This is a genomic window from Blautia ammoniilytica, from assembly GCF_025566965.1.
Classification (GTDB): Bacteria; Bacillota; Clostridia; order Lachnospirales; family Lachnospiraceae; genus Blautia_A; species Blautia_A ammoniilytica.
Genome location: NZ_JAOQJL010000014.1, coordinates 10,833 through 22,396, shown reverse-complemented (window position 1 = coordinate 22,396; position 11,564 = coordinate 10,833). Strand labels below are relative to the sequence as shown.

Below are 11,564 nucleotides of genomic sequence, written 5' to 3'. Positions count from 1 at the left end.
CAATCTTTATAAATCCAGAGAAAGACTCAGCTTTTCAAAGACTTCATCATCCATATCTGATAACTTCTGCAAAACAGAGTTGGTCAAATCCAACAATTCTGTTTCATCCTCCTCAAGCTGCTCTTTCATCTGCTGTAATGCTCCATACAGCCCCATTCTGGTTCCTGGGCTGTACAGAAGTATCAGCATTTTTTCATCAATGGTTAAATCCATCATTCCATCTCCCTCTCTGTTCGGGCTTTGGGCGGTTTATGGGGACTATCCAGAACAGGCTGTTCTTTCAGCTGTGCCAATACAGAAGAACGTTCTTCCGTTGCAGGTGCTTTGCCATTATTGATAACGCCATCCAGCATCCCATAATCGTCCTCCATCGCCATCTCTGCATTTTTCAGGTAGTTCTCCGGCTTCATAAAGCCCTGAAGCTCCTGAAAGCCGATAGAATCCACATAGTGAAAAGATACCACAGCATCGGTTTTCAGTGCCACGATGTCGCTGACGGACAGGCTGTGCCCCCGGAAATCCTCTGGACGCTCCACATTAAACTTTGTGTACAGCCCTTCCAGCATGGCAGTCTGGTCAGTATAAGAGGAGAGCGGAGCCACATAAACCACATCATAATGGTCAATGTTCGGCTCTTTTCCTTGACGTTTCAGGGCTTCATAGGATTCAAAGCGTTCATAAACGGTTTCATCTGTACGGCGCAGCTGCAAAATCGCATACGCATCCGTGGTACTGTCCAAAAATGCTTGCAGCTTTTCACCATTATCGAGATTGCCATCGACTTCATTCCAACGTTCAATCTTTTCCTGTGACATAGATTATCCTCCTTATCTTTCGGGTTCCTTAAAACTGTGCGACATTTTAGATGGTACTGTCTGTCCCGAAATCTGTTTTAACTGATCAATTACGGATTCTTTAGGTCGAGAAACCGCCTTATCCAACTCATTCTTTAACTGTGTTGCTGCCTGTACCACAGAAATTTCATCCGAATCTTCAATAACCTGTTCTAAAAAATCTCGGTACGGAGCAGCGTTTCCATTTGTGAGATCATGATAAATCTCAACAATGTTGCTCTTTTTATCATCAACTCTGTCAGCATATTCATAGTGATCGTACTCATCAGAGAACTGGTCAATTTGTTTTGCCAGGTCAAGCAAAGAAGCATTTACAGCTTCAACAGCCTCTGCTTTTTCCATGACTTCTTCATATACTTGTACTCGCAGTTCTCTCATCTGAAGTCCAAATCCAGCCAGAATTTCAGCTCGTGCTTCCAGCATAGACAGCTCTGGATTGTCCAACTGACCGCCATCAATCTCATGAAATTCTTTATCAAAGAGCGTATAGTCATAACCATCTTCACAGGTCTGGATTGCAAGATACTGATCTCGCCCAACCTGCCATGCAGCTTCATCACCCATGATTTCCGGTTCCGCCTGACAATAGCTTCCGTTACGCTCCAGGAGTTCTGCAAACTGGCAGATGTGGAACACATTGTTTCCAATCTGTGTATGGTACTCATCAATAAACTTGCAGGGCTTAATGACTACTGAATCATCGGAGTAGTGTACCTGAATCGTTCCGCCATCCGGGATGCGAAACAAATCTCTATAATGGCTGTCAATGAACCGAATGTCCTTGCCATCCGGATTAAACTCATTCATCATTTACTTTTTCCTCCGTTCTCAAAATTCATATTAAACTGCGGTTTCCCTTCCTCCGTTACTGTCATTACAACGGTTGCATCGTACATTCTGCCGGTCTTAGCAGATTTACATCCTTTGAGCTTAACCTCTCCATTGGACAAGAGCTTTTGTGCCACCGCTGATGTCAGGCTTTTTCCGATGCTCTCGAAGTAACGGCTGTTTTTCCATAGAGCGAAATGGCATTCTCTTTTGGAACAGAAAAATCCTTTCTGCCGTTCTGTGACGGAACTGCCACAGACAGGGCAAACACCCACTGTCTGCACTTCCTTTGCCATAAGCACATCAGACCCTTTTACCTTTTCATAGGTCTGCACCAGTGCAGAAATCATATCCTGAATTTCTTTCAGAAAAGCATTGCTGTCATATTCTCCACGCTCAATCATGAGCAGCTTTTCTTCCCAGTCAGCGGTCATGGATGGAGATTGAATCTGTTCCGGCATCACGGTTACCAGAGCGGTTCCTTTATGGGTGGAAATCAGGTGCTTGGTTTTCTTATCACCTTTACGTTCCAAAAAACCGATTCGTACCAGCTTTTCAATCGTAGCAGCACGAGTCGCCGGTGTCCCCAATCCCTTGCGCTCCGCATCTTCCGGCATTTCATCTGCACCGGCAGTTTCCATACTTTGCAGAAGGGTGTCTTCTGTAAAATGCTTGGGCGGTGATGTTTTTCCTTCTTTTACCTCAGTGGAATAAACACTCAAGCCCTCACCAACTGTGAGAGAAGGGAGCTGCTTTTCACCCTCTTTATCCTTATCAGCAGGTTTTCCGGAGAAAATTTTCCATCCAGACTGTACTGTTGTTTTGCCCTTTGCAGAAAAGATATAATTTCCATCCGAAAGTTCAATCACGCTTTCGTTGTACCGGAAAGGCTCACCGACCGCACAAAACAGGCGGGTGGCAATCAACCTGAGAATTGCCTGTTCACCCTTTGGCAGATCATCCAGGCTGCATTTTATGGCTTCTTTGGTGGGGATAATGGCGTGGTGGTCAGAAACTTTCTTGTCATTGATAACCTGCGCCGCATGAACCGGAACGTTTTTCACATCCTCCACAGGGAAAATGTTGAAAAGCGACTTTATCAATTCCGGAAGCATATCCTTCATGTCACTTGTCAGATAACGGCTGTCAGTACGGGGATAAGTGACCAGTTTTTTCTCGTATAGACTCTGGGTATAGTCCAGTGTCTGCTGTGCTGTGAATCCCAACACCCGGTTTGCATCCCTCTGCAAAGAAGTTAAATCATACAGGGCAGGCGGCTTTTCAGATTTTTCCTTGTTTTCTGCCTTTGTGACATTCAGAACCGAACCAACACACTTCCGGGCAACATCATCCGCAAGAACTTTTTGCTTCATCCGCTCGCCAGATGCAGTGAAGTCCTGAAAAGCCAGTTCTACTGTATAAAAAGGCTCAGGTCTAAAAGCTGAGATTGCAGCTTCACGCATCACGACCATTGCCAGAGTGGGCGTCATAACCCGACCCACATTCAACGTCTGTCCATAAAGGGTAGAAAAAAGCCGGGTAGCGTTAATTCCAACCAACCAGTCGGCTCGCTCCCGGCATAATGCCGCTTCGTACAAAGCATCATATTCTGTTGACGGTTTCAGCTGCTCAAATCCCTCTCTGATAGCGGAATCCTCCATAGAGGAAATCCAGAGTCTTTCAAAGGGCTTTCGACATCCAGCCTGCTGATAAACCAGACGGAAAATCAGTTCTCCCTCTCGACCGGCATCTGTCGCACACACAAGGCTCTCTACATCTTTTCTTGCCATCAGTTTTTTGAGAATTCCAAACTGCTTTTTGGTACTAGCAGACACCTGATATTTCCACTGATCCGGAAAAATAGGAAGGTCTGCATACGCCCATTTATTATATTTCTCGTCATAGGCTTCAGGCTGTGACAGCTCTACCAGATGCCCCACACACCAACTGACTACATAACCGTTTCCCTCCAGGTATCCATCCTCACGCTTTGTCGCACCCAATACCTTTGCAATACTTTGTGCCACTGATGGCTTTTCAGCCAATACTAATTTCATTTGCATCTGCTCCTTTCTGGAAAATAAAAAAGCAGCCATACACCGAAATGTAAGACTGCTATGTAACAGGGGGTTATCTCCCTCATTGATGAAATATCTCCGTCATTCTTTTTTCAAATGACGGAGATAACGGAATTATTTATTCCTGTAACAGCCACTCTGCAATATCGTGAATCTCAATCCCTTCATAGCTGTACTTTGGATGTCTGGTTCGTGCGATAATCATTTTCGGATACGCATCTCGAATTTGCAACAATGGAGAATATTCTCTTTCAAAGGTTTCCTGCCCGGAGATATTGTCGCTGACCTGAATATAGATTTTCTCACTGCCTTTCTGGGCTACAAAATCAATTTCTTTCTGATACAGCTTTCCAACATAAACATCGTAACCACGGCGCAGAAGTTCGATGCAGACCATATTTTCATAAACTCTGCCGTAATCCATATTTCTGCTGCCCAGGATTGCATAACGAATCCCCGTATCACACAGATAGAATTTCTCGGAGCTTTCCAGATACTTCTTGCCACGAATATCATATCGCTTAATATCATAGAAAACAAAAGCGTTGCACAGATATTTGATATATTTGCCCACCGTTACGTGACTTGTCGCTATATCATTCGCATTCAAAAGCTGACTGACCTTGTTCGGAGAAGTCAAATTGCTGATATTGTCCATCAGGAACTCGCTCAGTCTTTGCAAAACGGTTGTATCAGATAAAGCGTATTTCTGCACCAGATCTCTTGTAACAATGGTTTCATATACTTCCTTGATATAGGTGATTCGATCTCTGTCGTTTGGATAGGCATAAGAGCCAGCCAAACCACCTTTGAAAGAGTATTCATCAAAGAGCTTATCCTTGTCGGTGACATTATCGTAGTATTTGCAGTATTCCTGAAAACTGAATGGGAACACATGGATTTCAATATATCGTCCGGTAAAAAGGGTTGCCAGGTCAGCACTCAGCAGGAAGGCATTGGAACCGGTCATGTAAATGTCATATTTGCCTTTGGAATAAAGGCTGTTAATAGCCAACTCAAACTTCGGACACATCTGAACTTCGTCAATAAAGAGGTAATTGGTTTTGCCTTCTGCATAATGCTGCTCCACATAGGAGTGGAGAGCGTGATATTCCTTGATTTCTTCAAATTCCAAATCCATGAAGTCAATGAAGATGATATTGATATTCTCGCAATTTGTTTTCAGGTGTTCCATGTATGCCTGCATCAGCTTGGACTTACCGGAACGGCGAATACCTGTGATGATCTTGATGTCCGGCGTACCATTTAACTCGATGATTCTATCGAGGTATTTTTTTCGCACAATCGTTTTCATATATCCACCCGCTTTCAAAAGTTGATAATTTTTTGAGTTTTGAAATTAAACTGTTACTCTCATTATACAATCCTCAAATAGTATATGCAAGATGCCGCTTTCAAAAACGTGAAAATATTTGTTTTCTGAAAGTGTGTATGTAAAGGGCAATCCGAAGATTGCCCCAGGCTCAATGCCAGACTTCAATTACACCAGTTCTTTGTCCTCACTGTCGGAAATGATGTCGCCATCATCTTCCTCGTCATAGCCATAATCCTCGTCATCGTCCACATAATCAGCATCCGGATCGGGCTTTTCCTGGGCTTTTTCTTCTTTCTTACCCTTGAGTTTTTTGAAAGCATAGAATCCGCCGCCACCAGCAAGCAGGAGAATTGTCAAAATAGCAGGAAGAACATTGGGTTTCTTTTCCGGCTCCGGCTCTGGTTCTTGAACTTCAGTATCAGTCTCCGGCTTGGTTTCCGGCTCAGGAGTTGGCTTGGTTTCCTCAACAGGTTTCAGCTGCTCCAGTTCTTCCTCATCCATCAGCTTCATCAGATCAACTTCATCGACCTGATTCAAAAAGTGAACTGTTTCTTTACCCTCATCATCACGATCAATAATGAGATAAAAATAATTCCCAGTTTTTGTTACAACGGTGATAAACTGTTTTCCCTCAGAAGGGTGTTCTCCTTCATCATCCACCAGTGTCATATTGCCATCCGGTGTAAGCGGCTTCATCGGCTCACTGGTTTCCGGTACGGTTTCTTCTGTCTGCTCCTGCGTAGTTTCAGCAGGAGCCTCAGAAGCATAGGCAAATGCCGTTGTGGAAAATATCCCGATGCTCAAAAGCAGCGCCATACAGGTAGCGCCCAAATACTTAATTTTCATGTGTAGTTTCCTCCTCTGTTACAGATTGAATCGTTTCCGGTTTTGGTGCGGAATCTTCCGCAAACATTTTAAGAAGTTCGGAAAGCTGGTCAGGGGTCAGGTTGGCGGCGTGTACCATCTCGTGAATCTCGGAGTTTTCCTCCTCACGGTATCTGCGCTCCAAATCCTTTACCCTGGAATCCCATTCCGCTTTCTTTTTTCGTGCCTTTGCAAGTTCAGCACCAAGCCTTTCTAATTTTGCGCCCATAGTTCTCCTTTCCGGCAGCTTAAGGGATTCTGCCAATGCAGTAAAAGTGCTGCTGCCAATAATTTGTTTCGATGGAAGCATAAGAAATCGGATCACCACAGTGAATCATCATCCCGTTGCCCACATAAATACCTACATGAGAAGCTCCTGATGTGTTGTAGGTTCCCTGGAAGAAAATCAGATCTCCTGGTTTTGCTTCAGAAGGCGGAATAATATCACAGAGGTTTTTAAGCCCGTTCGCAGTTTGTCTGCCGACACTCCATCCATTGCCGCAGTTATTGATGACCCAGCTGACGAATCCAGAACAATCAAAACTGGTAGAAGGGGAAGAACCACCCCAAACATAGGGATACCCCAAATATTTTTCAGCTTCTCTAACCATGTTGGCAAAAGCAGTGTCCGTCAGTGCTTCACCTGGAATATCGTAGTCAGTGTATTCACCACCACCTCCAGGGGCAGAGGAAACATCTTCACCAAACAAATAAGAACGATTACCTAGCGTTTCCAACAGCACCTTATATCGTTCCCATTGCTCTGCGGTCAGTCTAGAAGATGCAATTACATTGCCAAGTCCGTAGTTGGTCAGGGTAACATTCAGAATACGATATTCATAATAAACAGTTGATGTGTTGCCATCTTCATCGGTAGTAGTATAAGAGCGTATCTCAACTTCCTCATCAAGTTCAAGATCATACTGTTCTTCAAATAGTCTAACAAGTTCTGCCTGTACTTCTTCACGTGTATAGTCCTCAAAAACAACCGTCAGATAAGCTGCCAGCTCATAGGGGTTGTGTCCGATTTCATCGAGAGCATAACGGTATTCGTCATATCCCGGATGGGTGGACTCAATATTGTCCACCTGGCTTCGCAAATCATTTTCTAAAGCCGTATAATCTTCATCTGTCCCCAAAATATCCTCATCTTCCGCAGTAAAAGAAGTCCCCAACACTACCTGAGTACCGCCCTGGAACATGGTAGAGCAGGCGGAGAACATTCCAGATATGACCATGAATAACAGCCCTATTGCCAAAACCCAGAGCAATGCGGTCTTGTGTGATACACAAAAATCGGCAATCTTCTGTGTCAGACTTTTTACTCCTTTTGCAGTCTTTCCTGCACCCTTTGCCGTAGCCTTTCCGCCTTTTCCGGCTCGTGCTGCGGCATATTCTTTCTTGATGTTATGCTTTTGCCGCCATCGTGAAAGAGGATTGGAAGAAGCATTGGGATTGTCCTTTTTAAACTTTTCAAACAGTGCATTCACATTTGCTTTATCTGATTTGCTCACCAGCTTTTCTGCCTTGTCATAGGCTTTCAGCTTATGACTGTAAACCGCATGATCGGCAATATGGTAAGCAGTTTCCGCACCAAGCTCTGTCTGATGGGCTGTCTGAACGCCCACATTATCATCTTCATATCGAGAGATAGATTTATGGACATTCGCAGACAGGGTATCTACCGGTGCATGAGTTACCGTTCGTTTGATACCGGAAGGCTTTGGGGGAATATCATCTGCCTTTGCCTTGCCAAAACGAAGTTTTGCAGTTCTGCTAGCGGAAACATCAGCTTCCTGCCGCAACTTGCGGTGTTTCTTTGGAGTGATTTTATCCACTGCCTTTTCTGCCTTCGCTGCGGCTTTTTCCGCTTTTCCAGCAGCCTTTTTTACCGCATCGCTGGACAAATCATCCTCAGTAAAACGGAGTCGGGTAGGTCTTTTCGCCATCTATTACCCCTCCTTTTCTTTGGATACCTCAGACAATTTGGTGGTCATAATACGGTACAGCTCAATGTCCTTCGGGAACCGGTCAACAAACGGAAGAATCACATTGCCATAAAACAAAAGTCCTTCGCCCTCACCGGAGTTTGTGACATAGGAGAGCTGATGGGGAGAGATATTCAGGCGCTGAGCCAGAATGGTTCTGTCCTCGCTTGCCTGATTGAGCATATAGATGAAGTCCGAATTTTCTAGGATGTTGGCAATCTCCGGACTACGAAGCAGGTCTTTTACATTCTGGGTGATACCGGTCGGAATGCCGCCCCATTTACGAAATCGCTTCCAAATTTCAATGGAATAAGTTGCGGTCTGTTCCTCTTTGAGCAGCAAATGGAACTCGTCGATATAGTATCGAGTAGATTTTCCTGCATTACGGTTTTGGGTGACACGTCCCCAGACCTGATCCTGTACAACCAGCATCCCGATTTTTTTCAGCTGATTGCCCAGTTCCTTAATGTCGTAACACACCAGACGATTCTGAATATCTACATTGGTTCGGTGATTAAACACCTTCAGAGAACCTTTAACATAGATTTCAAGGGCAGTTGCAACATGATGCGCTTCCTTTTCTTCCTGCTTCAAAAGGGCATTATACAAGTCCTCCAGAATAGGCATATTCTCCGGTTTGGGATCATCAAAATATCGCTGATAAATCTGATGCACACAACGGTCAATGACCGTCTTTTCGACCGGCTGCAATCCGTCCTTGCTACCTACAATCAACTCACAAAGGGACAGGATAAAATCTGCTTTCAATGCCACCGGATTGTCGTCCTCTGAATAGTTGATATTAATATCCATCGGATTAATATAGTTGGTGCTGGAAGAACTGATTTTCACGACCTGTCCGTGGAACTTGTGAACCAGGGCAGTATATTCTGCTTCGGGATCACAGATGATAACATCATCGTCAGTTACCAGGAAAGCATTGGTGATTTCACGTTTTGCACTGAAGGACTTACCAGAACCGGGAGTACCAAGAATCAGTCCGTTCGGGTTTTTGAGTTTCTTCCTGTCCACCATAATCAGGTTGTTGGACAGTGCGTTCAGACCATAATAAAGCGTTTCTCCGCCGTTCTGGAACAGTTCCTGTGTAGTGAACGGTACAAAAATAGCCGTAGAACTTGTAGTCAATCCACGGCGAATTTCAATCAGGTTCTGCGCCAGGGGCAGGCTGCTCATCAGCCCCTGTTCCTGCTGGAAGTCCAATCGACGCAGATTACAGTTGTGCTTCTGAGCAATGCTCTGTGCTTGAAACACATTGTTCTCCAGCTCCTGCTCTGTGCGTCCGGTATTCATAACAAGAAACGTGACCATGAACATACGCTCATTCTGGCTTTGCAGCTCTTTCAGCAGAGCTTTGGCATCCCTGCCATAGGTGGCGAGATCGCTTGGGATAATGTCCATGTCATATCCGGAACGAACCGCCTTCTTCTGCTCTTCAATTTTACTACGATCAAGTTCGGTGATGGTGCGCTTAATGGTTTTGATAGCAGCGGTCTGATCTACCGACTGAATGTGTATAGTAACAATCTGACTGGATTCCATATCCAGAAAATCTGCCAGCATCCGGTCACTGAGATCAGATGCCGAAATGGATAGAAAAGACATAGAACCGTACAAACTGCCCATCTGAAAAGTTCGGTTGTTTTTGAATGCAAAGGCGGTAGGGGCAATGAAATCCTTTACGGAAAGCCCGGACTCTACCAGCCACTTCCAGTCAAAAAAGAACTTATCATCGTCCCCCATGTGGAACATAGCGTGCATCAGACGCAGACGCTCTTTGCCGTCCATCGGAGTTGCCACAACACCCAAACGGCGGAAATTGTTGAGAAGGTCGTTTTCGATATGAGCCAGTCTCGGTTTTGCCTGACGCATGGATTCTGCCTCGATACCGAAAGTCAGATATTTTGTTTTAGTCAAACCGTTGTTTCCTTGAGAAAGCTGTTTTTTCAACATCTGACTGTACTCCGCACGAACGGGATTGAACTCATCTTTCTGAAATGGGATACGGACACTCTTTTCAAAGCTCTCTGCATCGGTTCCCATATTCATAAAAGATAGTTCAAAATGAATAGAACTATCAAAGAAATTCAGAAAGCTGCACCATTCATCGAAAATAGCAGTTTTATCTTCCTGCTGGGCAAGCTGATAATTGATGTCCTGATACTGGATAGTTTTGGTGTAATAGTTATCCGTCACACGACAAATTCCATCGGGGAACATCCTTTGAAACGGGATAGACTGTTGAGCAGTCTGCGGAATCCCGTTATCTTTTTTTGCACGTTCGACAACAGCTTTAATTTCTCTCTGCTGCTTTCGATTGAGATGGGCAGGCATTTTTATTTCTCTTGTCTGTTTTTTCTTCTGGAAAAACAATGCGTTCTACCTCCTTTTCAAGCTGGTACTGACGAAACAGTACATCATAGTAATTATCGGTCTGATACGGTCTGATTTTGGGGCGTACAAACTTCGCCTGAATGAAATGGTGTGCAATAACTTCAAGCGGCTGTCCATCCTTTTCGTACATTGCGAGAAAGAATAGTGGAAGCATGACGATAATCATGCCCAATGCTGCCAAACTGACATTGCCAAAAGATTTGAGAAAAAAGAAAAACGGCACTCCGATGAGCGCCGCTGCCCCAAAGCAAATAAGCTGTCGTTTTGTCAGGTTAAAGAACACCTTAGATTTTACCCTCGTCAGGTCACGAGGGACAGGGATATATGCTGCCAAACAAACACCTCCTCTCTGTTAGTGTGCATTGAATACGCTCTTTGCAAGTGTTCCTGTCTTAAACAGGGTAAAGCAGAGCAATACGGTGTAGCCCATGATTCCCCAGATATCCGCAATAATATCATCTGTAAATGCAAGGGACTGTACCAGTACCGCATAAATACCAACACAGATGATGATTAAAAAGCCCTGAAAACCGAGAGCAAATAAAGAGCGCAGATAGTTCTGCCCGATCTGATTTTGTTCACGATTTGCAAAAGTTGAGAATGGAATGGGTGCAAGGCTCACCATTAAATAGATTTCAATCATTCTGCCATAAACAATGACAAAAATGATAATGGCAAGGGCAGACATTGTAATCTGCACAACGAAAGATTGCAGCAACAAGCCAATCAGAGGACCTAAGTCCATTCCCTGAAGCGTTTCTTCCAGCGCTTCCAGTCCAGAAGCGTCTATGGCTGTGTTACCGGCTATAATGCCGCCACTGGCATTTACAACGTGCTGTGCTACATCGAAAACCGCCATTGTAATATTGAATGTGTTGGTGATGAGCATGACCGCAACAAAGGTCTTGAAAACCCATTTGAAGAAAATCCAGGTTTCAAAATTAGCAAGGTTGTTGTGGTCAATTATCAGCTGAATCAGCTCATAACAGGCTATGAATGTTAAAATCAAGCCTGCTATGGGAATAATTACTGATTCGGAGATGTTGCGAACCATAGCAAAAATCTCCGGAGAGAAACTCTCCGGAGTTCTGCCCACGGAGGTTGCTATCTCGCCAACCTGATTGTTGACGGACTCAAACATCCCCGACAGATTTCCCATAATGGCACTAATAAGCATTTCTTTCAGCCAGTCTGTGATCTGTTG

At 44.5% G+C, this 11,564-nt stretch carries 11 protein-coding genes; all 11 read right to left on the bottom strand.

The features are described 5' to 3' along the window. Nucleotides 1-6: 6 nt before the first annotated feature. The 11 genes from OCV61_RS08485 to OCV61_RS08435 all read right to left on the bottom strand — a co-directional run bounded on the left by OCV61_RS08485 (nt 7) and on the right by OCV61_RS08435 (nt 11,558). Nucleotides 7-216, bottom strand: coding sequence for a transposon-transfer assisting family protein (locus OCV61_RS08485; RefSeq protein ID WP_055230825.1), 210 nt, complete (start codon nt 214-216; stop codon nt 7-9). Next, nucleotides 213-815, bottom strand: a complete 603-nt coding sequence (locus tag OCV61_RS08480; protein WP_055230824.1) for a YodL domain-containing protein — start codon at nt 813-815, stop codon at nt 213-215. Before OCV61_RS08480 ends, OCV61_RS08485 begins: the two co-directional genes overlap by 4 nt. 12 nt (nt 816-827) lie before the next feature. Next, a complete protein-coding gene (locus tag OCV61_RS08475) occupies nt 828-1,664 on the bottom strand; it encodes an LPD16 domain-containing protein (protein ID WP_055230823.1) in 837 nt (278 codons plus the stop codon). After that, nucleotides 1,661-3,739, bottom strand: coding sequence for a DNA topoisomerase 3 (locus tag OCV61_RS08470; protein WP_055230822.1), 2,079 nt, complete (start codon nt 3,737-3,739; stop codon nt 1,661-1,663). The genes OCV61_RS08475 and OCV61_RS08470 overlap by 4 nt, the downstream gene beginning before the upstream one ends. Nucleotides 3,740-3,878: 139 nt before the next feature. Beyond that, nucleotides 3,879-5,075: an ATP-binding protein gene (locus OCV61_RS08465; RefSeq protein WP_055230821.1), complete on the bottom strand. Its 1,197-nt coding sequence runs from the start codon at nt 5,073-5,075 to the stop codon at nt 3,879-3,881. 186 nt (nt 5,076-5,261) lie between these two features. Next, complete coding sequence (locus OCV61_RS08460; protein WP_055230820.1) at nt 5,262-5,942, bottom strand: DUF4366 domain-containing protein; 681 nt, start codon at nt 5,940-5,942, stop codon at nt 5,262-5,264. Next, nucleotides 5,932-6,189, bottom strand: a complete 258-nt coding sequence (locus OCV61_RS08455; RefSeq protein WP_055230819.1) for a DUF4315 family protein — start codon at nt 6,187-6,189, stop codon at nt 5,932-5,934. The genes OCV61_RS08460 and OCV61_RS08455 overlap by 11 nt, the downstream gene beginning before the upstream one ends. A 19-nt stretch (nt 6,190-6,208) precedes the next feature. Further along, nucleotides 6,209-7,909, bottom strand: a complete 1,701-nt coding sequence (locus OCV61_RS08450) for a C40 family peptidase (RefSeq protein ID WP_158421460.1) — start codon at nt 7,907-7,909, stop codon at nt 6,209-6,211. Nucleotides 7,910-7,912: 3 nt separating this feature from the next. After that, a complete protein-coding gene (locus OCV61_RS08445; RefSeq protein ID WP_055230817.1) occupies nt 7,913-10,300 on the bottom strand; it encodes a VirB4-like conjugal transfer ATPase, CD1110 family in 2,388 nt (795 codons plus the stop codon). Beyond that, nucleotides 10,260-10,694, bottom strand: coding sequence for a PrgI family protein (locus OCV61_RS08440; protein WP_055230816.1), 435 nt, complete (start codon nt 10,692-10,694; stop codon nt 10,260-10,262). The genes OCV61_RS08445 and OCV61_RS08440 overlap by 41 nt, the downstream gene beginning before the upstream one ends. Before the next feature lie 18 nt (nt 10,695-10,712). After that, on the bottom strand, nt 10,713-11,558 hold the full coding sequence (locus tag OCV61_RS08435) for a VirB6/TrbL-like conjugal transfer protein, CD1112 family (protein WP_470257581.1): 846 nt from the start codon (nt 11,556-11,558) through the stop codon (nt 10,713-10,715). Between the last annotated feature and the right edge of the window lie 6 nt (nt 11,559-11,564).